This window comes from Candidatus Desulfofervidus auxilii (assembly GCF_001577525.1).
Taxonomy (GTDB): Bacteria; Desulfobacterota; Desulfofervidia; order Desulfofervidales; family Desulfofervidaceae; genus Desulfofervidus; species Desulfofervidus auxilii.
In genome coordinates this window covers 1,061,921-1,085,809 of sequence record NZ_CP013015.1, presented here as the reverse complement: position 1 = coordinate 1,085,809, position 23,889 = coordinate 1,061,921, and the positions used below count along the sequence as shown (strand labels likewise).

The 23,889-nt window shown below is 37.0% G+C and carries 28 protein-coding genes, 2 pseudogenes and 1 CRISPR repeat array; of the genes and pseudogenes, 8 read left to right on the top strand and 22 right to left on the bottom strand.

Annotated features, from left to right (window positions below; translation table 11 throughout):
• Positions 1-29: 29 nt before the first annotated feature.
• Positions 30-248, bottom strand: a complete 219-nt coding sequence (locus HS1_RS05590; protein WP_066062111.1) for a DUF2283 domain-containing protein — start codon at positions 246-248, stop codon at positions 30-32.
• Between the two features lie 942 nt (positions 249-1,190).
• On the opposite strand from HS1_RS05590, the gene HS1_RS05585 reads away from it, so the two are divergent.
• The 4 genes from HS1_RS05585 (at position 1,191) to HS1_RS05570 (ending at position 2,914) form a co-directional block, all read left to right on the top strand.
• A complete protein-coding gene (locus tag HS1_RS05585) occupies positions 1,191-1,460 on the top strand; it encodes a type II toxin-antitoxin system Phd/YefM family antitoxin (RefSeq protein ID WP_066062108.1) in 270 nt (89 codons plus the stop codon).
• Between the two features lie 3 nt (positions 1,461-1,463).
• Positions 1,464-1,796 (top strand): type II toxin-antitoxin system RelE/ParE family toxin, encoded by a 333-nt coding sequence (locus HS1_RS05580; protein WP_066066461.1) that lies wholly within the window; start codon positions 1,464-1,466, stop codon positions 1,794-1,796.
• Positions 1,797-2,367: 571 nt separating this feature from the next.
• On the top strand, positions 2,368-2,682 hold the full coding sequence (locus HS1_RS13135) for a type II toxin-antitoxin system HicB family antitoxin (protein WP_156469409.1): 315 nt from the start codon (positions 2,368-2,370) through the stop codon (positions 2,680-2,682).
• A complete protein-coding gene (locus HS1_RS05570) occupies positions 2,675-2,914 on the top strand; it encodes a type II toxin-antitoxin system HicA family toxin (RefSeq protein WP_066062105.1) in 240 nt (79 codons plus the stop codon). The genes HS1_RS13135 and HS1_RS05570 overlap by 8 nt, the downstream gene beginning before the upstream one ends.
• A gap of 333 nt (positions 2,915-3,247) precedes the next feature.
• Here HS1_RS05570 and HS1_RS13130 read toward each other — a convergent pair whose 3' ends face one another.
• Complete coding sequence (locus tag HS1_RS13130) at positions 3,248-3,418, bottom strand: hypothetical protein (protein ID WP_156469408.1); 171 nt, start codon at positions 3,416-3,418, stop codon at positions 3,248-3,250.
• A gap of 533 nt (positions 3,419-3,951) precedes the next feature.
• Between HS1_RS13130 and HS1_RS05560 the strand changes: the two genes are divergently transcribed.
• On the top strand, positions 3,952-4,179 hold the full coding sequence (locus HS1_RS05560) for a hypothetical protein (RefSeq protein ID WP_066062100.1): 228 nt from the start codon (positions 3,952-3,954) through the stop codon (positions 4,177-4,179).
• A gap of 226 nt (positions 4,180-4,405) precedes the next feature.
• Positions 4,406-4,516: pseudogene (locus tag HS1_RS13965) on the top strand (ATP-binding protein); the annotation flags it as partial.
• A 26-nt stretch (positions 4,517-4,542) separates the two neighbouring features.
• Here the strand turns inward: HS1_RS13965 and HS1_RS05555 are convergent.
• The 9 genes from HS1_RS05555 to HS1_RS05515 all read right to left on the bottom strand — a co-directional run bounded on the left by HS1_RS05555 (position 4,543) and on the right by HS1_RS05515 (position 10,962).
• On the bottom strand, positions 4,543-4,761 hold the full coding sequence (locus HS1_RS05555) for a hypothetical protein (protein WP_066062097.1): 219 nt from the start codon (positions 4,759-4,761) through the stop codon (positions 4,543-4,545).
• Positions 4,762-4,805: 44 nt separating this feature from the next.
• On the bottom strand, positions 4,806-5,096 hold the full coding sequence (cas2, locus tag HS1_RS05550; RefSeq protein WP_066062094.1) for a CRISPR-associated endonuclease Cas2: 291 nt from the start codon (positions 5,094-5,096) through the stop codon (positions 4,806-4,808).
• Entirely contained in the window at positions 5,093-5,380 is a 288-nt protein-coding gene (gene cas2, locus HS1_RS05545; RefSeq protein ID WP_066062091.1) for a CRISPR-associated endonuclease Cas2, read from the bottom strand. The genes cas2 (HS1_RS05550) and cas2 (HS1_RS05545) overlap by 4 nt, the downstream gene beginning before the upstream one ends.
• Complete coding sequence (gene cas1, locus HS1_RS05540; protein WP_066062088.1) at positions 5,377-6,363, bottom strand: CRISPR-associated endonuclease Cas1; 987 nt, start codon at positions 6,361-6,363, stop codon at positions 5,377-5,379. Before cas1 ends, cas2 (HS1_RS05545) begins: the two co-directional genes overlap by 4 nt.
• A gap of 53 nt (positions 6,364-6,416) precedes the next feature.
• The gene (locus HS1_RS05535) at positions 6,417-8,078 is read right to left on the bottom strand and encodes a CRISPR-associated primase-polymerase type A1 (protein WP_066062086.1); all 1,662 of its coding nucleotides are present in this window, start codon (positions 8,076-8,078) and stop codon (positions 6,417-6,419) included.
• Between the two features lie 28 nt (positions 8,079-8,106).
• The gene (csx2, locus tag HS1_RS05530) at positions 8,107-9,387 is read right to left on the bottom strand and encodes a TIGR02221 family CRISPR-associated protein (RefSeq protein ID WP_066062083.1); all 1,281 of its coding nucleotides are present in this window, start codon (positions 9,385-9,387) and stop codon (positions 8,107-8,109) included.
• A 2-nt stretch (positions 9,388-9,389) separates the two neighbouring features.
• Positions 9,390-9,779, bottom strand: coding sequence for a CRISPR-associated protein Csx20 (gene csx20 / locus HS1_RS05525; RefSeq protein ID WP_066062080.1), 390 nt, complete (start codon positions 9,777-9,779; stop codon positions 9,390-9,392).
• Positions 9,780-9,851: 72 nt separating this feature from the next.
• Positions 9,852-10,562: a sugar phosphate nucleotidyltransferase gene (locus HS1_RS05520; protein ID WP_066062077.1), complete on the bottom strand. Its 711-nt coding sequence runs from the start codon at positions 10,560-10,562 to the stop codon at positions 9,852-9,854.
• A gap of 4 nt (positions 10,563-10,566) precedes the next feature.
• Positions 10,567-10,962: a dual specificity protein phosphatase family protein gene (locus HS1_RS05515; RefSeq protein WP_066062074.1), complete on the bottom strand. Its 396-nt coding sequence runs from the start codon at positions 10,960-10,962 to the stop codon at positions 10,567-10,569.
• 522 nt (positions 10,963-11,484) lie between these two features.
• Positions 11,485-13,015: direct repeats of the CRISPR family, unit length 36 nt; unit sequence GTAAGAAACATTGACCCGATTTGAGGGGATTGCGAC.
• A 459-nt stretch (positions 13,016-13,474) separates the two neighbouring features.
• Between HS1_RS05515 and HS1_RS05505 the strand changes: the two genes are divergently transcribed.
• Together HS1_RS05505 and HS1_RS05500 are read left to right on the top strand one after the other, a co-directional pair.
• A complete protein-coding gene (locus tag HS1_RS05505; protein ID WP_066062069.1) occupies positions 13,475-13,798 on the top strand; it encodes a DUF4258 domain-containing protein in 324 nt (107 codons plus the stop codon).
• Positions 13,788-14,042, top strand: coding sequence for a type II toxin-antitoxin system MqsA family antitoxin (locus HS1_RS05500; protein ID WP_066062066.1), 255 nt, complete (start codon positions 13,788-13,790; stop codon positions 14,040-14,042). The genes HS1_RS05505 and HS1_RS05500 overlap by 11 nt, the downstream gene beginning before the upstream one ends.
• A 278-nt stretch (positions 14,043-14,320) precedes the next feature.
• Here the strand turns inward: HS1_RS05500 and HS1_RS13815 are convergent.
• From HS1_RS13815 to trpE, 11 genes and pseudogenes are all read right to left on the bottom strand, one after another.
• A pseudogene (locus HS1_RS13815) lies at positions 14,321-14,632 on the bottom strand (DUF5615 family PIN-like protein); the annotation flags it as partial.
• Between the two features lie 66 nt (positions 14,633-14,698).
• Positions 14,699-14,926 (bottom strand): DUF433 domain-containing protein, encoded by a 228-nt coding sequence (locus tag HS1_RS05495; RefSeq protein ID WP_066062063.1) that lies wholly within the window; start codon positions 14,924-14,926, stop codon positions 14,699-14,701.
• A gap of 113 nt (positions 14,927-15,039) precedes the next feature.
• Positions 15,040-15,207 (bottom strand): hypothetical protein, encoded by a 168-nt coding sequence (locus HS1_RS13120; RefSeq protein WP_156469406.1) that lies wholly within the window; start codon positions 15,205-15,207, stop codon positions 15,040-15,042.
• A 52-nt stretch (positions 15,208-15,259) separates the two neighbouring features.
• Entirely contained in the window at positions 15,260-17,818 is a 2,559-nt protein-coding gene (leuS, locus tag HS1_RS05490; protein WP_066062060.1) for a leucine--tRNA ligase, read from the bottom strand.
• A gap of 11 nt (positions 17,819-17,829) precedes the next feature.
• Positions 17,830-18,270, bottom strand: coding sequence for a transcription antitermination factor NusB (nusB, locus tag HS1_RS05485; RefSeq protein ID WP_066062057.1), 441 nt, complete (start codon positions 18,268-18,270; stop codon positions 17,830-17,832).
• 2 nt (positions 18,271-18,272) lie between these two features.
• A complete protein-coding gene (ribH, locus tag HS1_RS05480) occupies positions 18,273-18,737 on the bottom strand; it encodes a 6,7-dimethyl-8-ribityllumazine synthase (protein ID WP_066062055.1) in 465 nt (154 codons plus the stop codon).
• Between the two features lie 23 nt (positions 18,738-18,760).
• Positions 18,761-19,324 carry a 5' nucleotidase, NT5C type gene (locus HS1_RS05475; RefSeq protein WP_066062052.1) on the bottom strand — a complete coding sequence of 188 codons (564 nt, stop codon included), beginning with the start codon at positions 19,322-19,324 and terminating at the stop codon, positions 18,761-18,763.
• Positions 19,321-20,523 (bottom strand): anthranilate phosphoribosyltransferase, encoded by a 1,203-nt coding sequence (trpD, locus tag HS1_RS05470; RefSeq protein ID WP_082757651.1) that lies wholly within the window; start codon positions 20,521-20,523, stop codon positions 19,321-19,323. Before trpD ends, HS1_RS05475 begins: the two co-directional genes overlap by 4 nt.
• The gene (locus HS1_RS13115; RefSeq protein WP_066062049.1) at positions 20,492-21,301 is read right to left on the bottom strand and encodes a hypothetical protein; all 810 of its coding nucleotides are present in this window, start codon (positions 21,299-21,301) and stop codon (positions 20,492-20,494) included. Before HS1_RS13115 ends, trpD begins: the two co-directional genes overlap by 32 nt.
• On the bottom strand, positions 21,298-21,873 hold the full coding sequence (locus HS1_RS05460) for an anthranilate synthase component II (protein WP_066066454.1): 576 nt from the start codon (positions 21,871-21,873) through the stop codon (positions 21,298-21,300). Before HS1_RS05460 ends, HS1_RS13115 begins: the two co-directional genes overlap by 4 nt.
• Positions 21,874-21,878: 5 nt before the next feature.
• The gene (gene trpE / locus HS1_RS05455) at positions 21,879-23,351 is read right to left on the bottom strand and encodes an anthranilate synthase component I (protein ID WP_066062045.1); all 1,473 of its coding nucleotides are present in this window, start codon (positions 23,349-23,351) and stop codon (positions 21,879-21,881) included.
• Between the last annotated feature and the right edge of the window lie 538 nt (positions 23,352-23,889).

The following is a 23,889-nucleotide window of genomic DNA, read 5'->3' as shown; positions in this document are numbered from 1 at the left end:
CGGATAATTCTAACTCTTGCCTTATCCTTTTAGGACATAACCACCTCAACAGGTAAAGGCTGTTCTATACTAAGACTAAGAGTTTTTGTCACATATAATTTTTCTATACCTATTACCTTACCATTTTTATCTTTTTTTAAAATTACACCCTCCCCGACTTCCTCACAAAGATATTCATCGGTTGGATTGCCAAACCAGATATCCATTGTGTCTGTTTGTTTGTGGTAATGAATAATTACCTTGTCCATATTAATCTCCCTTCTTTTACTTTATCTATCAGATAAAACTTTCTTAACAATTTCTTCTTTCCTCCTCATCACTGGATGTTTAATATTTACTAGATAAGTCCAATATTGCTTTGTGGTTCTAATCTTAACTCCTAAAGGCGTGGTCACTTCAAAATATATTTCAGATTTTTTTCATAACGAGATAAACCAAAGAACCGCATTAACCCATTCCTGCCTTCTTTATTTTAGAATCATCTATAGCCTTTTGATAATTTGCAATAAGACTATTACCTAGAGTAATCAGGTGAAATTCTGTTTTCCCCATTATCAATCCCTTACCTAAATACCGTTAAAATGTCAAGAAAAAAATCTCAAGCTGAATCCAGGAAATAAAATTTCTCTTGTCTTAAATGAAAAATTATGCTATTAAGTTCCAAAGAATTAAGCTCTTTTGACAACTGAATAGGAGAAAATTGCGGGAACCTCCCTGCTTGTCCTAAGTGCCCTAAAAACCATAGAGGTTCCCGAAAGGGATTTTTGGTGGTTTTTTGGGGAGTTAGTGGGGTAGGTATGTTAAATAGGAAAAAGAAAGCATAGAAATAATGAGGTTCCCGAAAAAGGGGTGTTAAGTTTCCTATAATCCGTAAGAAAAGATGGGTGCTGCCAAGTAAGAAACATTGACCCGATTTGAGGGGATTGCGACCATTTACTCCTACCGGGAGGAATACCCACTTGTAAACTTGTAAGAAACATTGTGTCCTGCCCCCCTCGGGGAGCAGGACAATTTCTCAATCAGAAGGGTGGTCTTTTGGATACCAAAGTCGTAATTTTAATTTAATGATTATGCCAAATAGCTTGAAAGAATATAGAGATACTTTAATTTTAATTTGGTTGACTCTAAGAGACAAATAAAGTTGACATCCAGTCTGAATTTGATATCATAAAAAGACAGGAGGTGATAAAATGAATATATCTACCGATATTAAGCCAATCAGCTATTTGAAGTCGAAAACGGCGGATTTGTTAAAACAGATTAACGAGACGCATCGTCCTGTAATAATTACACAAAATGGAAAGCCTCGAGCTGTGTTGCAAGATCCAGAAAGCTTTGAAAAAATGAAGAACGCAATAGGCATCTTAAAAATTTTATCCCTAGCTGAGGAAGAAATAAAAAATAATAACGTTATGCTCAATGACTTGGTTATAGAGAAGATTCAAGAAAAGTTGAAATGAGTGATGGAACAGAAGTTTCAAGTAATATGGGCTAAATCTGCCGTTAATGATCTTGAAGAAATCATTGATTATATAGCTCAAAATAGTCCATTAACAGCAAGAAAACTTTTTACTCAAATCAAAGAAAAGGTAGAGACTCTTACTTCCTCTCCCTATCGTGGTCGTCATATCCCTGAATTACAGAAACAAGGCATTTTAATTTATCGAGAGCTAATTGTTCCTCCTTGGAGGGTGATGTATAGAGTGACTGAAAACAAAGTATACATATTGACAATAATTGATTCTAGAAGAAATGTTGAAGATATTTTGTTGGAAAAATTAATAAAAATGAAATAAGGGCCAAAGGCCCTTCACAAATCAGCAGAAACACTGCTGTAAGAAACATTGACCCGATTTGAGGATAACGTGTGAACGTTTTAACGTTCTAACGTGTTAACGTTTATTTAGAAACATTGACCCGATTTGAGGGGATTGCGACAGCAGCCCTAAAGGGCTGAAGTGACTAGTGATTTAGTGAGTTAGAAGCGGAGAAGGTATTTATGTGGGTTTCCAAGAGACTTGCCCTAAGGAAATGAGGTTATAAGCCAAACCTCCTGGTCGCGTTTTGGAACGTATGTCAAGACACTGTTTTTTGATTTTACCGTTTTTCTTTTCTGTTAAGTTTATCCTTTTCTCGTTTCATGAGCTTTCATAAACAAAATCAAGATTGCTGCATTTACAAGAAAAAGCACTCCGCAGATAATACTCGCATTTCTCTTTTAAACTTGCTGTAAAAGTAAATCTTTATACTCCACATGGTAGACAGAAATAGTGCCACCTCGGCTTCCCTATGGCACAAAAATACTTGACTTTTTTGTCCAGGGTGTGTTAGTGTGATGGAAAGAAGAAGTATAACAGAGGGAAGAAAATGGAGTCAAACCCTGCGGGAAGACTTGATTTGCATATTCTTATTGAAAAAGAAGGTGATTTATATTCTGCATTATGTCTGGAGTTAAATGTTGCTTCTCAGGGAGAGACGCTTGAAGAAGCGAGGAAAAATATAAGAGAAGCGATAGAACTTTATTTGGAAGATGTATATGAATCAGGAGATGAAAAGGAGTTTATTCCCCGGCCTGCACCGGTAGAAGAATGGATAAAATATTTTAAACAAAAAGCACAGGAAGTCCGCAACAGGATACTGGAAAAGAATGTTTTGAATCTGACTGAGGCTGTGGTTGGATAAAAGGCTTTTAAGACTAGATTCCAGAAAGGTTATAAAAATACTCGAAAAAGAGGGTTTTAAATTAAGTAGAAAGAAAGGAAGCCATTTTCAATATGTGGGTTATGTAAAAGGCCAAAAGATGCGGGTTACTGTAATAGTCAATCAAAAAAGATTTGCACCTAAGACATTGAAATCAATGATTGAGCAGTCTGGATTAAGTGAAAGGGAATGGCTTGAATTGATGGATGAATAAATAAACCTCTCTTGCTAGTTCTTTATATCCCGCATGGTTCAGATAATACAACGAATCTTCCACATAAGAACTAGTCCCATTTTGATTGTATCTGCTTCTTCCCTTCATCGGCCTCTACATCTAAAAGACCATCCAGTTTAAGCTTGACAATATACTTCTTTATATGTCTTATCTGTGTCGCTATCTTTGCCCTTTTATGCTCATAAAGGTATCTATTTGCCCTTTCTATCCTTTCTTTATGCTCATATAGCCAATCAAGTGTTTTGTAAAGATCATCTTCATTAAACTCATTAAGATTAAGTATCTCTGCTACGGCATGATTTTGGGCCAGTCTTACCGCCGATTAAGGGCAATCCGAATGGCCTCAATTTCTTTATCACTACAATGAGAAAGATTAGCAAGTGTGCGATGTTTTACCTTTCCACCCTCTCTATAGCCTTCTCTCAACAGCACCCTTTTATAGGTTTTATTTCCCCTTTTGTATTTGCAGATGTCCACATACATAGTGAGAATACATTAAACCAAGTTAGAAAAGGCTGATTTAAAGGCTTAGAGTTGCAAATAGGGGGGTTAACTAATTCACTAACTCACTGCTTTAGCTGACCCGATTTGAGGATAACGTGTGAACGTTTTAACGTTCTAACGTGTTAACGTTTATTTAGAAACATTGACCCGATTTGAGGGGATTGCGACTTATCAATCTCTTATTTTTCATCAAATTCCTTGGAAAAGGGCCAAAAATTTGCTAGGAAATATGTATGCCTTATAGTGTTAATATCATAAGACTTCTGGAGAAGGTTGAACCCTCCACCAGAGAGGTCTTATTGGCCGTCTTGGAGGAAATTGAACGGCAGCGTGAGGTCACAGAGTTACCAAAAAGGAATTTAATGAGCTTAAGGAAATTGTTAAAGACCTGGGGCAGACCGTTAAAGAATTGGCTGAGGCTCAGAAAAAAACTGAAGCTGAGCTGAAAAAGCTTGTTGGTGAACATCGCAAAACCAGGGAACAATTTGGAGGACTGGCACATACTGTTGGTTATGCTTGAAGATAGGGCCTTTGTCGGTTTTCCCCCATTGCTTGAAAGGGAATATGGCCTCAAAGTGCTTGCCTCTCTTAAAAGGAATTTTGTAGAAATTAGCCCTGGTAGATATCTAGAGGTTAATATCCTTGGCAAGGCCGATCAAGATGGCAAAAAAGTTCTCATTGTAGGTGAGTGTAAAACCCAGCTTAAAAAGCAGAACTTTCCCTCGGCCGTCTTAACGTGAAATGGCTCATAGCCATTGTTAAATTTATCTATCATCACCTAGGCCACCCTTTTTTACGGAAATTATAAGACATCACCGGTATGCTGAAATAGTGTTTAACTTTGCTTTTTTAATCTTTTAATTATCTTTTTTATTTAAAAAACCTTCCTGCCTGTCGGCAGACAGGTTGTGCTACAAGAATTACCTTTTTATCTATTCTAATTAAACTACTTTGCCGTATCCCTGTGTAATTGCCTCAGCGATACTTGACAGGCTTTTACATCATAGTCATATTATTGCCATTAATGGCCCTAGCTATAGAACAAAGGAGAAAATGGGAGCTAAGAGTAATAACTAAGGGTGTCTATTACTATATCTGCAAATTCACTTAAGGCAATCTGTGCAAGCCTGTGTTATGTCACCTTTTTCAAGTCTTTCCCATAATTCATCAAAGGAATTTACACCATAACGAGATGAAATTTTTTTGGTTTCTGCACAAATATTTCTAAGTTCTGTTTCCAAGAATTTTTTGGTTGCTTTCTCAAGTAACTGTTTTCGGGGAATTGCTAGTTCCTTTTCAATTATTTGTAAAAAATTTGACATTACTTTTCACCCCTCTTTTTATCATACACTGAAACAACAAATCTTTAAACAACTTCCACCTTTTCTTCTTCTAAATAAAAAGGTGTCCTGCCAATATGCTCAATTTTCTCTCTGCAATGCTCACAAAGAAAGTAATAAATCACGCTATCTTCCAGGTGGTCTATCAGCTTTTCTACCTTTGTCTTCATCTCCTCAAACAAACTTCTATTTATATAACACTCAAACACACTATAAAGCACCCTGAAGCCATAATCTTCCATGATTTTTGCTATTTTTCTTAATCTTTCTTCATCAGCTATATCATAACTCACTATTACAAATTGCTTTTCTTTCATACCACTACAAACTCCTCCTGTTCTGGCACTTCAGCAAATCCCGATATCTCTGCCTGTTTAAGGCAGGCATGGCAGATGGGATAAATTCTTGCTCTGTCCTGTCTTTTATCCAAAATCTCCATTATTCTATGTTTCACTTCATCACACATCTCTGGAGTGAGAAAACATTCAAACACGCTCTTTTGCACCCGCTTACCATAATTTTCCAAAAGCTTGCTTATCCTATTCCGTCTCTTATCATCTGAAATATCATAAGAAATCACTACAAGGCTTCTGTTGCTCATCTGAACACCGCTGCTTTATATGTGTCCTCATCTCTCAAGACATGGACAAAGCTTCTCACTTGGGCCTCAATATAGCTTCTATACCGGATCTTTGTTTCCCTGAAAGGGTGTGTTACCCTTTCTCCCATTTTTCGCTCAAACTGGACAATAAACTTCCGCAAGGCATCCTGGCTTAAAAACAGTCCATCTTCGCTTTCTGTAAAATCCTCTTCATTCAATACCTTAAGGTTAAAAACACTTAATACCAATGCATCAACTATAACCGGCCTCCATTCCTCCATCAAATCCAAGGCTAAAGAAGGTCTGCCATAATCCACTGTATGATAACAACCAAGGTATGGGTCCAACCCTACCATGTTGATAATAGAAAACACATTGCTAAACAAAAAGGTATACCCCAGGCTTAAAAGTGAGTTTACCGGGTCTTTGGGCGGTCTACGCTCCCGTCCCTTAAATTCAATTCCTTTACCAAAACCAGCAGCATAGGCACTAAAATACAACCTGGAAGCAATACCCTCTATCCCTCTTAAAACTTCAATATCGTCCTCTTTTTCTACCCGTTTGGCCATCCCTCTTAACTTCAAGATTACATCTTCTAGTCCAAGACCTTTACGATTAATTCTTCTCAACAACATTTGCTGGTTTTCAATCTTACCTTTAACAATGGCCTTTGTTATGGTCAACCGAAATTGCGGGTCTTTTATTCTTTCAAACTGAGTAAGTCTTAGCTCTATATTTTTCCCTATTAAAGAAGCAAGCCTGCCCAGATATTTACCTGTTTTAGTCAGAAAAACAGTATCAATTCTTCGTTTAAGTAAGGTGGCAATAACTGCGGGGCTGATACAAATTCTTCCCATCAAAATTACTTGTTCCAGGTTGTGAAAATGAATGGTCTTTAACACCCTACCTTCCTTTTTTACCACCAGCCTTTCCCCATCTTTTTGAAGGTTTATTCCCTGTTCTACTGCATAAAAAACTGCCATTTATTCCCTACGCAAATAAAAATTTCCCCCATCAAACACCAAAGTCATACCTTCTATGGTATACTCTTTAAGGCTTTTTTAGAAAACACCCCTGCCAACTCCCTTTCAATCTGTCTTAATTTTCTATCAATACCTTCTCTCTGTTGATATAACTCAATAAACACCTTTACTAACTTGTTAAAAGAGCTTCTTTGAAGAGTAAGCCTATAATCCTCTGAAGGCACCAGATATGGATTTATATGGAGCAACGGAGAAGGATAACGTCCATCACTTAAATCAAATACACAATGACAATCAAGACTTAAACTCAATTCTGGTAAAAATTCCCTGATCTTCACACAACTTATAGGATTCTTTTTCATTGCTCTTAAAATTCGTTCCACCTTAAAGGCATTATAATCAGGAGTAGGATAAAGCACTTTATGCAACAACTTCTTATCAACTAACCCTAAAGTATAAAATAGAATAAGCTTTTCTCTGTGCTCAAGCACACGACCTGCCTCTGCTTTATTTACCAATGTGTCTATAATCAAACAACTTTTTCTCAGTTTTTCTAATACTTCATCCTCTGTTTTTGACTCTATCCCACTTATACCTCGCCTAACAAATGTCTTTAACTCTAAATGGCTTATTTCTTTTATCTTTTTTAAAAACCTAATTTGCTCTTTATAAAACTCTCCGTCTTCATTAATAAAAAGGCTTCTTTCTTTTGTTTCTCTATTTATTCCAAGGGGCAAAAAGATGGGTCTTTCTTGCCAGCCTACACCTATTGGTCTTGTTGGTAAAAGAGGTTCAACTGCAATACCAAATTCAGGATAGGGCAATTTTTGAATAATTTCTTTTAAAAAGCGCTTTATCTGCAAAAAATGGATAAATTCTTCTAAAAATATCCATAAACGATAGAAAAATCTATTGACTTTTTCTAAATAACCGGGAATTTCAAAGGTTTTATTAACTATCTCCTGGACCTTAAGGCAATAAGCTTTTAATCTCTCGCTTTTCAGCGTTAAATAAGCAGGTTGTCTTGCATAGAGAAATCTTTCTCTTTTAGAAATAAAAAAGGCAATAATGCCCATTTTCATCCGTTTATCTTCTCTTAAAGGGAAAAAGAAAATAGTTTTTTCTGAAAGAATATGGGCTCTCACAAATTCTGGCGTAAGAGGAAAATCATAAAAGATCAACCGTGAAAGGGCAGTCTTTTTATCTAAAATCTGTTCTGCAAATCCCCTTTCTCTACCAGAAAAAAGCCTTAAAAAAATCTCTATCTCTTCCTTTCCTAAACTTGGCGGGAAGTATCTAAGCGGCGAAGCCTTTTTCTCAATCCCTTTTAAACTTTCACTTACCCCTTTAAGTCCAAGTTCTTCTAAGAGATTAATCCAGTAAGCATTAATCTCTTCATCATTGGGAACAACATTTGTCAATTTTTTAAATATAGAAAAAGCCTTTTCCAAAAGACCTGTTTCATAAAGAAGAATGGCTAAAGATTTCAAATAATGAGGATTATTAGGGGAAAGCTTTAATGCAAATCCATAGCTTTCAATCGCCTTTTTAGCCAAACCCAGCAATTCAAAAGTCTTTCCCCATTCATAATAAAGCTCAGGGTCAGAAAAATCTCTTGAGAAATATCTCAATGCCAGGTCTATGGCCTTACCTTGATGCCCCTTTTCAAGCTCCTGTTTTATTAAGTTCAGGCAATGATAAGCAGGCTGCTCCATAACGGAAAGATTAAAAAAAATTTTAAGTTCAAAATAATTTTTCTGCTTCTTGCAAGAATTTATTTAATTGCTGATAAAATTTTTGATACTTTCGTGCATCTTTATTAAAACCACCATGATTAATGTCATTTCTTGCACCAGTTAAATCTCTAAACAACTTAGGAATTTCTTTGGGTATGGTGTTTATAATTTTTTCTGCCTCTTTTTTTCTTTCTTCTAAGATATCTCTTAATCTAATTTGAGGTTTATCTCCCACATTAAGACACGCAGAAATAAATTCTCTATCTCGCTTATCCCTTATATTTAATTCATTTCCTTTACAAAAAAGAGAAATAATCGTTTCTTGTAAAATAGTTATACCTTGTGGAATAAGTCCATGTTCATAGCACCATTTAGCAGCTATAAAACCATTTTTTACATCATCTGTCCTAAAATCTTTTGTTTTTGTTTTGATTTTTTCTAAAAGTGGTTTAAAAGGAGGAATCAACTCTGTTCTCTGGATGTTATCAATAAGTGCATTAAAATTATTTTGTTTCGTAATTCCATATCCTCTATTACAAAGAATATTATTAGCAAGTTCATTCAATCTTTCTGCTAATGTTTTTAAATCTTTTGCTGACACATTTTTACCCTTAGTTTCAGCCAAGAGAGGTCTTGTTTTTTCTTCAACCAGCTCTTTTAATCTCAGTGTTTGGCCATATTTGACAAAATCCGATACCGCCCAGCTCCATTCAAGTAATTCAGCATAAGGTGTAAGGTCAAAAATAGGGGCATTTCTTTTTTCAAGAGGAATGTTTTTTTCAACCCCTCCAGGATGCCCTAAAACCTCAAATGCTCCGTAATATATACCTTCAATTTGAATATTTTTTAAAAACTTAGCATAATTAAGCACAACTAGGTTAAGCATTGGCAGAGAACGAAATGAATGAGTGATATCAAAAGTAATAGAGTCATTTTCTTTAAGTGCATTAAAGACTCTCTCAAAAATTGCTAAAATCTCCTCTTCTGTTTTCCCTTCAGGAATATCCACTTTTTCTATGTTAGGCCTTAAATTTAAAGACAGCAAACGAGAATATAAGCCTTTATCAAAATTCGCTTTTTCAGATTTGTCTTTATCTTCCCAGTTTTTATCTTGAGCATCTTTTGTGCAAAAAATGCAAATTTTATCATCTTTATTCCAATCTTTACAAAAGATTTGAACAAGTGCTTCTTGGACAAAGGTAACATTATCAACTTTTTGAGCTTGAAAAGAATAATTTGCGGGAACATATTTAGTTGTCCCTAGAAAACTCAAAAACTTCCTTCCCATCCTTATCTCCCATAAACCCTGAATATCTTGTGCCGAAAGATTCTGCTCAAAGCCACCTCACCTTTGGAAGAAACCTCCTTCTTTATAAGCCTTTCAGTGGTAGCATAAACCGGGATAAGGCGCAATTTAAAGGCATAATTCACCACGATATAAACAGCACCAAAATCCCCCTGAATTAAAACCAAGTCACCTGACCTGGCATTTTCTTTAAGCCAGTGTTTAATGGGTTCTAAATAGCAATTTAATTCAGGCAAATCTGGTGGAATGTTTGACCATAACTCCTGCAAATGCTCTGGCAAAGCAATAAATTTTTCCACCTGCCAGTTTTGCCTTAAATCCTTTTCCTGCTCAGAGGTCAATTTATGGGAAAAGATGAGGTATATATTGGGCATGACTCTATTTCAAATTTTTCAAATTGATTTTTTCATTGTATCTTCTTAACATACTTTCTTCAAGGTAATCACCTACAATTTTTCAATTGTGATTTTAAATTCAGCCCACTTTAAGTCTTCAAAAGTATTTACATTTATTCGCCAGGTATCAAGTTTTACAAATCTCACCTTTTTCCCCTGATCAATAAGATATTGAAGGACATCAGCGACATGATACTCTCCTTGAGCAGATGGTTTAATTTTGGGAATAATAGAAAATACTTCAGGCTCAAGGGCTAAGAGTCCGGTTGATCCCCATAAAGAGAATTGCTTTGAAGGTTTCTCTACAATTTTAGTGATATAGGGGCATTTAAAAAGCACCTGAGCACTACCTGAGGGGTCTTTTTCCTTGTTTATCAAAATAGTAGCTGTGGGTTTAAAGTTGAGATGTTCTTCAATCAGCTTCTTGTAATCAAAGGGACTCAAGAAATCACACCAACATAATAAAAACTTATTGTCTGAAATAAAATCTTTAGCACATTCCAGCGCTTTTGCCGTACCTTGAGGTAACTTTTGAAATATATATTCAATTTTCAATCCAGAAAATCTTAAACGGGATTTAAACTTTGAATAATCTTCAGGCCTGATCACAATTCCTATGGTCTTTATGCCTGCCTTCTTTAATTTTAAAAGTGGGTAAGTAATCAAGGGCTTTCCTCCTACTGAAATTAATGCCTTGGGAATTGATTCTGTTATGGGTCTGAGTCTTTTACCCAAACCTGCTGCTAGGATTAAACCTTTCATATAACTAAATCTCTGCTTTTACTTCTTCAATAGTCCTCAATAGATTGGGAAGAATAGAAATATCTGATTTTCTTTTTGCCACATATTCTATTGCTTCACCAAAACCATAATTAAGAAAACAGCAAAGATAGCCTATTACCACCGAAGGAGAACGTCCAATCCCAGCATTGCAAAAGACCATGATAATGTGCTTACTAATGTGTTTCTGAATCCATTTGGCGGCCTCTAACATCTGGGCTGATGGAATAGGTTGCATATCAATAATGGGAACTTTATGATAAAGAAGGCTTGTTTTTAAATCCTTTTCCTTTGCCACGTTTAATAGAGCCGTAATCTCAGAAGATGGCCTTAAGGCCTCTTCATAACTTCCAATAGCTAAGTGGTCTAAGATGAACTTCAATCTGCTACTCTTTTTCTATTTTGAACTTAATTTCTTAAGATTTCTATACCATAAAACTTTTCACACAAAAACTAAAATTTCCCAAAATCCGCGATTGATTTTTTATTCTAACATCTCCGCTCACAGACCTGTCTGCCCCTGCCTGACGGCCGTGTCTACCGACAGGAAGGCCTGCCTGTTTGGCAGACAGGCACGGTCTTAAATAAAATATTTGTGGGTTTTCTTTTAGAGTTATTACGGTTTTGGAAATAAAATTTCTCTTGTCTTAAATTAAAAATTATGCTATTAAGTTTCAGAGAATTAAGCTCTTTTGACAACTGAATAGGAAAAAATTGCGGGAACCTTCTTTGTGTTCCTAAGTGCCCTAAAAACCATAGAGGTTCCCGAAGGGAATTTTTGATGGTTTTTTGGGGAGTTACTGGGGTAGGTATGTTAAATAGGAAAAAGGCAACCATAGAAATAATGAGGTTCCCGAAAAAGGGGTGTTAAGTTTCCTATAATCCGTAAGAAAAGATGGGTGCTGTAAGAAACATTGACCCGATTTGAGGGGATTGCGACGCTAATGTATCTTGTTTTCTTATTCTGTAAATTTCCCTTACTTGTAAGAAACATTGACCCGATTTGAGGGGATTGCGACTTGGTGGTCAAGCTGATTGATTTTATTTTGAATTTCCTGTAAGAAACATTGACCCGATTTGAGGGGATTGCGACTGAATTGCGTCGTTTAAACTTTCAGGCCAATCAATTTCTGTAAGAAACATTGACCCGATTTGAGGGGATTGCGACTTATTGTAACTGGCTCTATCTACGACCTCTTCATAGACCGTAAGAAACATTGACCCGATTTGAGGGGATTGCGACGTTTTTTGAGATTGCCTTTTTTCGTTATTACTGCTTCGTAAGAAACATTGACCCGATTTGAGGGGATTGCGACTTTATTCCCACCGTTGTTTTATATCCCGCCACGGTAGGCACGGGTAAGAAACATTGACCCGATTTGAGGGGATTGCGACAGCCACACCGTAAACACTTCTTCATCTCCTCACCTCGTAAGAAACATTGACCCGATTTGAGGGGATTGCGACGCTGCCACTTTATCAGGCTTTAGTTTTTCAGGTAGTGCGTAAGTAAGAAACATTGACCCGATTTGAGGGGATTGCGACTGTTTTTATTTTAAACTTTGCCTTTGGGAAGTGCCTTTTAAGTAAGAAACATTGACCCGATTTGAGGGGATTGCGACCCTCCTCCCTTTTATTTATTTGGCTGGCAAATACGTAGTAAGAAACATTGACCCGATTTGAGGGGATTGCGACCGGCCACTTTCGCCGTCAAATTCAACTTTGATTCTTCGTAAGAAACATTGACCCGATTTGAGGGGATTGCGACGTAGCAAATGCTAATAATTCTTTTTCTTCATCAAGTAAGAAACATTGACCCGATTTGAGGGGATTGCGACCATCCATCAGCATTTCTCTTTTCATAGTATCACCCCGTAAGAAACATTGACCCGATTTGAGGATAACGTGTGAACGTTTTAACGTTCTAACGTGTTAACGTTTATTTAGAAACATTGACCCGATTTGAGGGGATTGCGACCTCAACTGAATAAACCACGCTTTATTAGCTACCTCAGATGTGTAAGAAACATTGACCCGATTTGAGGGGATTGCGACGCTAGTGGCAGTGAAAAGGCTGTAAGCACAGGTTATCCTAAGTAAGAAACATTGACCCGATTTGAGGGGATTGCGACGTAGCGCACACCTACCACCCCCTTCCGCAGCTCAGAGTAAGAAACATTGACCCGATTTGAGGGGATTGCGACTTTTGCCCAGGAGTTGGCGCATGGCGGTGATGTGCCCGGTAAGAAACATTGACCCGATTTGAGGGGATTGCGACCAGGCGACAGTTCTGTGTAGCAACCATAATTGCAACAATCAAAATGTAAGAAACATTGACCCGATTTGAGGGGATTGCGACTTTCTAAAGCAAGCTTGCGAGCGAGTGCGTCTTGTTCTCTGTAAGAAACATTGACCCGATTTGAGGGGATTGCGACAGCAGCCCTAAAGGGCTGAAGTGACTAGTGACTAGTGATTTAGTGAGTTAGAAAAGGCTGACTTAAAGGCTTAGAGTTGCAAATAGAGGGGGGTTAACTAATTCACTAACTCACTTGTGTCTAACTCTCTGCTTTAGCTGACCCGATTTGAGGATAACGTGTGAACGTTTTAACGTTCTAACGTGTTAACGTTTATTTAGAAACATTGACCCGATTTGAGGGGATTGCGACAGCAGCCCTAAAGGGCTGAAGTGACTAGTGACTAGTGATTTAGTGAGTTAGAAAAGGCTGACTTAAAGGCTTAGAGTTGCAAATAGAGGGGGGTTAACTAATTCACTAACTCACTTGTGTCTAACTCTCTGCTTTAGCTGACCCGATTTGATGGAAAACAGCTGGCTGGGGAATGGTTATAAAAACTTGCCAGAATGTTAAAAAACATTTAAATTTAATTTGAGTTAAATGGATATTAAAAAAATTCAGACAAAGATAAAATCAGGTGAATATGAAATTAGTTATCATGCAGAAAAAGAAAGATATGCTGAAGATATAGATATACATGATTTAGAAACAGCTATTTTAAATGGTGAAATTTTAGAAGAGTATGTTCATGATCCAAGAGGACCAAGTTGTCTTATTTTAGGTTATTCAAAAGGACGCCCCATACATATTGTCTGTGGTTATACAAAAACAGGATGGATTAGAATAATAACAGTATATATTCCCAAGGCGCCAAAATGGATTGATGAAAAAACAAGAGCAAAAGGAGAAAAAAATGGCTCATAACTATGGAGATTGCTCGTTTTGTGGAGGGGAAGTGAAAGAGCAAAGAGTGGAATTAGAATATCGTTATAAAGGGCAATTGTATCTCTTTGAAAATGTTCCTGTAGGTGTTTGCCAGCAATGCGGAGAAAAGTTTCTTACAGCAGAAGTGGCAAAAATAATTGAGCATATGGTTAAAACAAAACAAAAGTGGGATAAAACAATCACTGTACCGGTGGCTGTTTTTCACAAATCTGCAATTGTATGAATATTTATTAAAGAATCACATATCTACTATTCCCCACCAACCTCTTAACCCGATTTGAGGGGATTGCGACAGCAGCCCTAAAGGGCTGAAGTGACTAGTGATTTAGTGAGTTAGAAAAGGCTGACTTAAAGGCTTAGAGTTACAAATAGGGGGGTTAACTAATTCACTAATTCACTGCTTTAGGAAGAGATTGCGATAGCTCTTGTGGATGAGTAAATTGGTAAATTAAGTTTTACCTTCAGTCAAAGCAGACTTGAAAGATGTATTGATAAATGAAGTTAGATAAATGAGTTAGTATCTTGCTTTTTCCTTATTCTAAAACGGTCTTTTTCTAAAATAATTATGTTTCCTTTTATTTCTTCCATCCTAACAGCTTTGAAAAATCTTTCTAAAACACTATGGACTATCTTTGATGGCATGTATTTCAACTTTAGTCTAATAATACCATGGTGAGTGTTTGGAGGATAATGAAGAATGTTTGTAAATCCTTTATCTACTGTAATAAGGATAAGTCCATTTCCCCTTGCAAATTTTATGACCTCACTGTCTGAAGCTCCTCTTAAGTCTACGTTCCTTACATGAACTGCCTCAAACCCAAGACTTTTTTAAAATTTTGCAGTTTTAGGAGAAATATTTTCATTAAGGAGGAATTTCACTTATGCTACCTTTTCTAACTCACCCACTTCTTCTCTAGCAAGCATGGCAGCGTATTTTACACACGCTTGAATGTCTTCCTTAGTAAGGTCAGGATAGTCATCCAGTATTTCATCAATAGTTGCTCCACCTGCTAAAAGATCAAGGATTAAATAAACCGGAATCCTCGTGCCTTTTATACAAGGTGTGCCATGTAATATCTCCTTGTTTACCCCTATGCGATCAATCATGTTTTTAAACTCCTAATCATCCATGTTTACAAAAAATATCTACCATAAAATTGTCTGACTTACAACATCAACCTTTCACCCAACTGCAAATCCAGGCAAATTCAGGGTCAAACCTACAATTTACACTTAATCTCATCTATTTCCTTTCTTAATTCATTTGATTCTGCAAGTTTGTTTTCTATCTCTGTAAGTATATTTCTCACTGCCTGAGGGCTTACAAACTTTTTGTATTCTATTCTGTTTTTATATTTTCTGAAAAATAAGCCAAGGATAAAAACCAATTAAAATGGCTTTATCCAAAAATCAATCAGGGATTTTGGGTATTTATCTATTTCAAGCCACAATATTTATCAGTTTTTTGGGCACCCAAACTATTTTTTTCACTTCTTTTCCAGTGAGAAGTTGTTTTATTCTTTCCTGATTCAGGGCTTGTTTTTTTACCTCCTGTTCAGAAATTTCTGCTGGAACCTGCATCCTTGCTCTGACCTTTCCATTGATTTGGATTACCACTAAGAGGAGTTCTTCTTTGAGGGCCTCTTCTTCCCATTTAGGCCATGGCTGTTCTATAAGCCAGGTTTTATGTCCCATCAGATGCCATAATTCTTCAGTAATATGGGGAACAAAGGGAGAAAGTAAAATAACAAATTTTTCTATGGCATCTTTTAATACTAAAGACCTCTTTGTCTCATTTTTTTGCACAAAGTCTGTGATCACATTGAAAAATTCCATAAGGGCACTAATGGCAGTATTGAAATGAAATCTTTCTATGTGTTCAGTAACCTTTTTTATAGTCTGATGTGTTTTTCGATATAATAGTTTTTCTCCTTCATCCAAATTTTTTCTTTCGGATTTATTATTAAGAGAGGGTGAGACTTCTTTAATAAGTCGCCAGATGCGTTGTAGAAATCTATGTGCGCCTTCTACACCCTGAGGGCTCCATTCTAAATCCCTCTCTGGTGGAGCGGCAAACAAAATAAATAATCTTACGGTATCTGCTCCATATTGATTAATCATCTTTTCAGGGTCAACAATATTCTTCTTTGATTTGGACATCTTTTCCAGACGTCCTATTTCCACTTTTTTGCCACAATAAATACACCTTCCCTGTTTACATTCTTCTTCTGGAATTAGATAACCGTGTTCAGGACAGCGGTAGGTTTCTTTACAGACCATTCCTTGAGTAAGGAGATTTATAAAAGGTTCATCTATTTTTAGCCAGCCCAAATCCCTTAATACTTTAGTAAAAAAGCGGGCATAAAGAAGGTGCAATACCGCATGTTCAATACCTCCAATATATTGATCTACCGGTAGCCAATAATCAACACGTTTTTTGTCCAAGGGAGCCGCTTTTTCATCCGGGCAGGCATATCTTGCAAAATACCAAGAAGATTCAACAAAGGTATCCATGGTGTCAGTCTCCCGCCTGGCCTTACCACCACATTTAGGGCAGGTAGTTTCTAAAAAAGCAGGATAATCTGCTAAAGCTGATGCACCTTTTTCTTTTACATTGATTTCTAAGGGCAATATGATGGGCAATTCCTCTTTAGGAACAGGCACAATTCCACACTTAGGGCAATAAACGACAGGTATAGGTGTTCCCCAATAGCGTTGTCGAGAAATGCCCCAATCCCTCAAACGATAACTAATTTTCCTTTTGCCCACTCCCCTTTCTTCCAGATATTGAATGATGGCTTCTTTTGCCTGTTCACTAGGCAATCCATCAAAATGACCTGAATTGGTTATGATACCAGGTTCTGTGTAAGCAGCCTCCATGGTTTCAGGATTTAATGTCCTATCTGATGGCTGAATTACCACTTTTATAGGTAAGTTGTATTTTTTAGCAAATTCAAAGTCCCGTTGGTCATGGGCTGGCACAGCCATGACAGCCCCTGTTCCATATTCTATTAAGACAAAATTTGCCACATAGATAGGTATTTTTTTATCTAAAAGAGGATGTTGACAATAAGCACCTGTAAATACCCCTTCTTTTTCCACATCTTCAGCCATTCTCTCTAAGTGAGTTTGTTTCTTGACACGTTCAATAAATTGATTCACTATCTTTTCTTGAGGTGTGCCTTTGGTTAACTTTTGAACTAAAGGATGTTCAGGAGCCAAAGACATAAAGGTGACGCCATAAATGGTGTCAGGACGAGTGGTAAAAATGGTAATTTCTCCTGGATGATTAATCAGGGGGAACCTTATTTCTGCCCCTTTACTTTTTCCAATCCAGTTACGTTGCATAATTAAGACTTTTTCTGGCCACCCTTTTAATCTATCACAATAGGAAAGCAATTCTTCTGCATAGGCCGTAATTTTAAAAAACCATTGTTTTAATTGTTTTATTTCTACTTCACTTCCACAACGCCAACACCGGCCTTCTTCTACTTGTTCGTTAGCTAAGACAGTCTTACAGCCTGGACACCAGTTGACCGGAGACTTTTTTCTATAAACTAAACCCCTTTCAAACATATCTAAAAATAACAACTGTTCCCACTTATAATAATCGGGATCACAAGTAGCAAATTCCCTATCCCAGTCATAGCTAAATCCCATTCTTTTTAATTGTCTTCGCATGTAATCAATATTGTCATATGTCCATTTAGCAGGGTGAATGCCCTGAGAAATGGCTGCATTTTCAGCAGGTAGTCCAAAGGCATCCCAGCCCATAGGATGTAAAACATTGAATCCCAGCATTTTTTTATAGCGAGCTATTACATCTCCAATACAATAATTCCGCACATGACCCATATGGATGCGACCAGAAGGATAGGGGAACATTTCTAAGACATAATACTTTTTTTGGTAGTTTTCCCTTGCTTTATAAAGTTTGGTTTTTTCCCACCTACTTTGCCATTTTTTTTCTATTTTGTGAGGTTTATAGCTTTCTTGCATGGTTCTCCCTTTTACTTACCTTTTATCTCTTTATGATAAATAGCATCTAAAATAGCATTCACAAAGGTGCTTGAGGTCTTTGACCCATATATTTTGGCTAACTCAATGGCCTCATTAATGCTAACTTTAGGTGGGACATCAGAGATATAAAGCATTTCATAAGTTGCCAAGCGTAAAATATTTCTCTCAATAAAAGGCATACGCTCTATCTGCCAATGGGGTGCATACTGACCTAGTAGAAGGTCTATCTGAGGTTGGTTCTCAACTACTCCCTGCACTAGTTTCCATGCATAATCCAAACTTTCTTTGGGATATTGATAATGTTTACAAAAAAATGCCCAAATATTCTCCAAAGGTTCCTCAATAATTTCTTTTTGATAAAGCACTTGCAGCGCAATAGCCCTCGCCTTGTGTCTAGCCTTTCTTGAAAAATGCGGTGGTTCTGCCTCCATATTTAAAACTTCCTCAACACATTAACCATTTCTATGGTTGCTAAAGCAGCATGCCAGCCCTTATTGCCTGCCTTTGAACCTGCTCTTTCAATAGCCTGTTCAATGGTATCGGCGGTAATAATACCAAATCCAATAGGCATTCCTGTTTCTAACTGAACCTGAGCAATTCCCTTGGCTACTTCTGAAGATATATACTCAAAATGGGGTGTGGCCCCTCTGATAATCACTCCCAAGGCAATGATAGCATCATAACGTCCTGATTTAGCCATAGCTTTAGCCACCAGAGGAATTTCATAAGCACCGGGGACACGCACTATCTCTATATCTTCTTTTTTACCTCCATGACGAACAACTGCATCTAGGGCTCCTTCTAATAATCTCTGAACCATAAATTCATTAAAACGACTCACAATGATGCCAAACTTTATCCCACTAGCTAATAAATCTCCTTCCCTTGTCTTTAGCATTTTTTACTCCTAAAAAGATTTATTCATATTCCTAGCACTTCCACAATTTCTTTTAATGTCTTAATTCTTTTTCCTATATTTATACGGCGATTCCAAGGTTGGTCATAGATAAATAGTTTCATTTGAGGCATTTTTTCCTCAATTTGAAGCAGCAAATCCCCTCTATCCTCTACTAGAAAGCACTTATCATTATTTACACAATAATTTATCTTTTCTTCAGGACGACTGCTAATAAGACTATTAAAATGAATGCTGTATTTCTTTAACCAATATAACGTAATATCATAAAGAAATGGCGGCCGTGCGGTCACCAAGATGATTTCCCATCCCTTTTGTCTTAATATGTCAGTGACTTCAGCCGCATAAGGCATAGGAGGAATATAGTAATAAAATTCTGGCTGGCAAAATTTAGTGAGAAGATGTTCTATCTCATGGTTATTTAACCAGGATAGTTTGGTAACATCATACTCTACAATATCTTCCACACTTACCCATTTTTTGTTTAAATCATTTTGCACAATATCTATCATGGCCTTTCCGGTATCGGCTATCACTCCATCTATGTCAAAAAGTCCAATCTTCTTCATCTGCCCATTATTTTTAACATCTGATGTAATTTTTCCCGTGCCTTTCCAGTTTCAATGCTTTCTAAGGCCATTTCCGCTCCCTTTATCCAATCAGGAGCCCATCCTGTGATTTTAAAAACAGCAGCAGCGTTTATTAATACCATGTCTCGCTTACTCCCTGTTTCCTTCCCACTTAAAATATCTAATAACACTCGAACATTATATGTCTTGTCTTTTCCCTTTATATCTTCTTCCTTTCCTTCTTTCAACCCTACTATTTCTGGAGAAAGCTGGTATTGTTTGATATCTCCATTTTTTAATTCTGCCACATAAGTCTTACCTGTGATAGTAATTTCATCATAACCTCCTTCCCCATAGACTACCATTGCCCCTTTTCTGCCCAAGTTTCTCATTACTTCTGCTAGAGGATAAAGCCATTTTGGGTCATAGACACCCATAATCTGATGAGTAATGTTAGTAGGATTGGTGAGAGGGCCTAAAATATTAAAGATAGTGCGTAATCCCAGTTCTCTCCGAGGACCAATGGCATACTTCATAGCAGGATGAAATTTAGGGGCAAAGAGAAAACCAATGCCTACTTCTTCTATAGATTTTTTTACCACTTCAGGTGGGCTATCTAAATTGAGGCCTAAGGCTTCTAATACATCGGCACTGCCACACTGGCTAGATACAGAACGATTACCGTGTTTGGCTACCTTCAGTCCTGCCCCGGCGATTACAAAGGCAGTAATGGTAGAGACATTAAAGGTATTTTGAGCATCCCCTCCTGTACCACAGGTATCCACTAGGGGGACATTTGTTTCTATCTGCAACTCATGGGCCTTGGCCTGCATTACCTTAGCTGCTTCAGTAATTTCGTCTACAGTTTCTCCTTTAATGCGCATGGCCACTAAAAAAGCACCAATTTGAGCTGGCGTTGCTCTTCCTTCCATTATAGCAGACATAAACTGTCCCATTTCTGTCTTTGTTAAATTGTGGCCTTCTACTAATTTGTTCAAAATACGCTTAGTCACATTATCCTCCCCTTGGGAGTATTCAGGACTGTTTCTTTGGTAAAAAACATTTTCTATTTTAGCACGTAGCTCCGCCAGGTTGTCAAGGTCAGGGACATCCCCAAAATCTGCGATTGATTTTTGGATGAAGTTATTAAGAAATTCTATTCTCCATTCATTGACATGATTGGTTAATAGTGCAAGCATCCCCTGCTGAACCAAAAGGCAACAGTTCTGGAAATGCTGGTTTTTTCTTTCTTATTCTTTCCATAATACATTTTTCTCCAACGATAATTTCTTTTCTGGCCTTTCCTTCTATCAAAAGGACAGGCACGGTATTTATACCTAAAGTTTTTAACAATAAACTGCATTTTTCTGCTGAACACACATATAAATCCAAGTCATCTGGATATTGATGAAGACAATAAGATAATATTTCCGCACAGTGCAGACAATCTTTTTTGGTAAATAAATACCATGTAGTGGATGGTTTGCCTTTTGAATAATGTGTGTAAGCCATGTGTTCTAACCCTGAGCCTAGGGAAGGGGGAGATACTAAATAAGTGCCCAAAAATACTGCTATAAAAGAAATAAAACCCAAAATGGTGGTAAAACGCCTATAAGAAAATATATAAATAATGGCTATTAGAAAAATGAGAAGAAAGACACCTAGACAGAACTCACAAAATTGAGATAGGGCAAAAGACTGAATACCCATTAAATATCCTTCTACAGCCAAAGAAGAGACCAAAATGGCATCAATAACAGGAAAAACATTTTTTCTAGGATTCGTCAGAAATAACAGGCTGAGAGAGAAAAATAATAATAAGCCTATAAGTAAGATGAAAAATTCGTTACTGGCCAGGCCCATAATGACTTTACAACCTTGGGTATAACAGAGGCTTTTGTTTTGAAGGTGTAATATTAATTCTCCTAAAACATAGAACATTCCTAAAGCACTTAATGCCACACCTAGACGCCTCATCTTTTCTTTCCTTGTGCCAAAAAATTTTTTAATAAGGACATACCTACTTTGGTCAGGATAGATTCAGGATGAAATTGCACTCCCTCTATTATATATTCTTTATGCCTTATTCCCATAATTTCATTATCTTCACTCCAAGCAGTAATCTCTAAACAGTTTGGTAAGCTTTCTCTTTCCACAGCCAGGGAGTGATACCTGGTGGCCTCAAACGGATTGGGCAAATTATGAAATATGGTTTTATTATCATGATAAATCATGGAGGTTTTTCCATGCATAATTTTTTTAGCTTGCACAATCTTACCTTCAAAGGCAGCAGCTATAGCCTGATGTCCCAAACAAACACCCAAAATAGGCAATTTGCCCTTAAAAAAACGAATGCTTTTTACAGAAATACCTGCTTCTTTAGGTGTGCAAGGGCCAGGAGAAATAACCAAATAATCAGGGTGAAAATGTTGTATTTCTTCTACCTTTAGCTGGTCATTTCTAAACACCCTTACTTCAACTCCCAATATTTGAAAATATTGGGCTAAGTTATAAGTAAAAGAGTCGTAATTGTCTATAATGACTAGCATCTTTTTCACTCTAAACCGTTTTTTGTCCATTCTATGGCCTTTAACATGGCCTGCGCCTTGTTCATGGTTTCTTGATATTCCCTTTCAGGTATCGAATCGGCCACAATACCTGCCCCCACTTGAATATACAGTTTGTTTTTCCAGACAATGACGGTGCGAATGGTAATGCAGAAATCCATATTCCTAGAAAAGCTGAAATACCCTACCGCCCCTGCATAAGGTCCACGCTGTGTAGGTTCAAGTTCATCTATTATTTCCATGGCCCGCACTTTAGGTGCTCCACTCACAGTGCCAGCTGGAAAAGTAGCTTTTAAGACCGAAAAAGCATCTTCATTTTGCTTTAACTTTCCAATAATATTTGAAACAATATGCATGACATGGGAATAGCGTTCAACTACCATTAATTCTGTCACTTTTACTGTGCCTGGTCTAGCCACTCTTCCCACATCATTCCGTCCTAAGTCCACTAACATAATATGTTCGGCTCGTTCCTTGGGGTCAGCTAATAGCTCTTTCTCCAAGGCCTTGTCTTGCTCTTCGGTGTGTCCTCTTGGTCTAGTGCCAGCAATGGGTCTTAAGCTAATGAGGTCATTTTCTAATCTCACTAAAATTTCTGGAGAAGCACCAATCAATTTTAAGTCTTCAAAATCAAGATAAAACATATAAGGAGAAGGGTTGAGACTCCTCAAAGCCCGATAGATATTAAATACATCTCCTTTAAATTCGGTCTCCAGACGCTGGGAAAGCACTACTTGAATGGCATCGCCATTTAGGATGTAATCTTTGGTTTTTTTTACAGCCTCCATAAATTCTTTTTTTGTGAAGTTAGACTTTACAATATCCAGAGAAAGAGGAGAAGTTTTATAATTAAGGGGAGTGGAGAGTTCTTTTAAGCGAGCCTCTATTCGTTTTATTGCTTTTTTATATAAATCTTCTGAGTTCTCCTTTTTTTCTATATACACAAAATTTACTACCTTTATTTTATGGCTCACATGGTCAAAGATAATCAACTCCTGGGGTAAGATAAACATAGCTTCTGGGATGGAAGTATCTTTTTTAGCTTTAGCAGGTATACGTTCCCAACATCGGATGACATCATAGGCAAAATATCCCACTAATCCTCCCTGGAAACGAGGTAGCCCTGGGACATCTGCCAAACTAAATTGACTAATGGTTTCTCTTAAAAAAGGTAGGGGGTCAGTTACTCCAGAATAAATTTGTTGTTGGTTTACTGTTTTAATGACCATTTGTGGATATTGGTAAGTGATAGTGATTAAGGGATTGAACCCTATAAAGCTATATCTTCCCCATCTTCCATCACCTTCTGCACTTTCTAGTAAAAAAGAAAGAGATTGTTCTTTAAGCTTCAAATAGGTAGTGACTGGTGTTTCTATGTCGGCAAACAATTCTTTATAAACAGGGATAAGATTGGCCTTTAAGACATGCTGTTTAAATATTTTGAAATCAGGCACAAACATTCAATCCCCCTCATAAAAAAGCCGTGGTTTGCCACGGCTCAAAAAACGCCATGGACTACTTGCTATGAAGTAATCCACGACTTCATTTTAGTTTTTTCTTGGTGGACTTACTCCATAGTGTTCTAGAGAGCCCACCACCAATTTTCCCCTATTAACATATTTTTGTATAACCTTATAAGTTGAAAAAGTCAATTCATGACAATAGTGTTTCAGGACTACGTCAAAGTCAGGCCATAAGTAATTTAAAAAAATCCAAATTTCAAAATCCAAATACCAAATGAAATCCAAATGTCTTAATGCCAAAACATTAAATCAGTGAGTAGTGAAATAGTGAGGGAATGAAATAGCCAAATGTAGTGGAATTGGGGTCTAACCTACAAAATACAGTTAAGAAAATAGAAAACGGAAAACAGAAATTCCCAGTTTCCATTTCTAACATGTGAACGTGTCAATGTGTAAACGTGTTAACGTGCATAAAGAAGGAAAAGAAGGAAATGGGAAAAGGAAAATAGAAAATAGGAAACAGAAAATAGGAAAT

What these genes read in the sequence shown, in the direction of transcription:
- HS1_RS05580 (WP_066066461.1), top strand. Translation starts at nt 1,464, where the DNA reads ATGGAACAGAAGTTTCAAGTAATATGGGCTAAATCTGCCGTTAATGAT.
- csx20 (WP_066062080.1), bottom strand. Translation starts at nt 9,779, where the DNA reads ATGCCCAATATATACCTCATCTTTTCCCATAAATTGACCTCTGAGCAG.
- trpD (WP_082757651.1), bottom strand. Translation starts at nt 20,523, where the DNA reads ATGCTTGCACTATTAACCAATCATGTCAATGAATGGAGAATAGAATTT.
- ribH (WP_066062055.1), bottom strand. Translation starts at nt 18,737, where the DNA reads ATGCTAAAGACAAGGGAAGGAGATTTATTAGCTAGTGGGATAAAGTTT.
- HS1_RS13115 (WP_066062049.1), bottom strand. Translation starts at nt 21,301, where the DNA reads ATGAGGCGTCTAGGTGTGGCATTAAGTGCTTTAGGAATGTTCTATGTT.
- HS1_RS05590 (WP_066062111.1), bottom strand. Translation starts at nt 248, where the DNA reads ATGGACAAGGTAATTATTCATTACCACAAACAAACAGACACAATGGAT.
- HS1_RS05505 (WP_066062069.1), top strand. Translation starts at nt 13,475, where the DNA reads ATGGATATTAAAAAAATTCAGACAAAGATAAAATCAGGTGAATATGAA.
- HS1_RS05500 (WP_066062066.1), top strand. Translation starts at nt 13,788, where the DNA reads ATGGCTCATAACTATGGAGATTGCTCGTTTTGTGGAGGGGAAGTGAAA.
- nusB (WP_066062057.1), bottom strand. Translation starts at nt 18,270, where the DNA reads ATGGAGGCAGAACCACCGCATTTTTCAAGAAAGGCTAGACACAAGGCG.
- HS1_RS05475 (WP_066062052.1), bottom strand. Translation starts at nt 19,324, where the DNA reads ATGAAGAAGATTGGACTTTTTGACATAGATGGAGTGATAGCCGATACC.
- cas2 (WP_066062091.1), bottom strand. Translation starts at nt 5,380, where the DNA reads ATGAGCAACAGAAGCCTTGTAGTGATTTCTTATGATATTTCAGATGAT.
- HS1_RS05585 (WP_066062108.1), top strand. Translation starts at nt 1,191, where the DNA reads ATGAATATATCTACCGATATTAAGCCAATCAGCTATTTGAAGTCGAAA.
- HS1_RS05555 (WP_066062097.1), bottom strand. Translation starts at nt 4,761, where the DNA reads ATGTCAAATTTTTTACAAATAATTGAAAAGGAACTAGCAATTCCCCGA.
- HS1_RS05560 (WP_066062100.1), top strand. Translation starts at nt 3,952, where the DNA reads ATGCTTGAAGATAGGGCCTTTGTCGGTTTTCCCCCATTGCTTGAAAGG.
- trpE (WP_066062045.1), bottom strand. Translation starts at nt 23,351, where the DNA reads ATGTTTGTGCCTGATTTCAAAATATTTAAACAGCATGTCTTAAAGGCC.
- cas1 (WP_066062088.1), bottom strand. Translation starts at nt 6,363, where the DNA reads ATGGCAGTTTTTTATGCAGTAGAACAGGGAATAAACCTTCAAAAAGAT.
- HS1_RS05460 (WP_066066454.1), bottom strand. Translation starts at nt 21,873, where the DNA reads ATGCTAGTCATTATAGACAATTACGACTCTTTTACTTATAACTTAGCC.
- HS1_RS13135 (WP_156469409.1), top strand. Translation starts at nt 2,368, where the DNA reads ATGGAGTCAAACCCTGCGGGAAGACTTGATTTGCATATTCTTATTGAA.
- leuS (WP_066062060.1), bottom strand. Translation starts at nt 17,818, where the DNA reads ATGCAAGAAAGCTATAAACCTCACAAAATAGAAAAAAAATGGCAAAGT.
- csx2 (WP_066062083.1), bottom strand. Translation starts at nt 9,387, where the DNA reads ATGGGAAGGAAGTTTTTGAGTTTTCTAGGGACAACTAAATATGTTCCC.
- HS1_RS05535 (WP_066062086.1), bottom strand. Translation starts at nt 8,078, where the DNA reads ATGGAGCAGCCTGCTTATCATTGCCTGAACTTAATAAAACAGGAGCTT.
- HS1_RS05495 (WP_066062063.1), bottom strand. Translation starts at nt 14,926, where the DNA reads ATGATTGATCGCATAGGGGTAAACAAGGAGATATTACATGGCACACCT.
- cas2 (WP_066062094.1), bottom strand. Translation starts at nt 5,096, where the DNA reads ATGAAAGAAAAGCAATTTGTAATAGTGAGTTATGATATAGCTGATGAA.
- HS1_RS05520 (WP_066062077.1), bottom strand. Translation starts at nt 10,562, where the DNA reads ATGAAAGGTTTAATCCTAGCAGCAGGTTTGGGTAAAAGACTCAGACCC.
- HS1_RS13130 (WP_156469408.1), bottom strand. Translation starts at nt 3,418, where the DNA reads ATGTATGTGGACATCTGCAAATACAAAAGGGGAAATAAAACCTATAAA.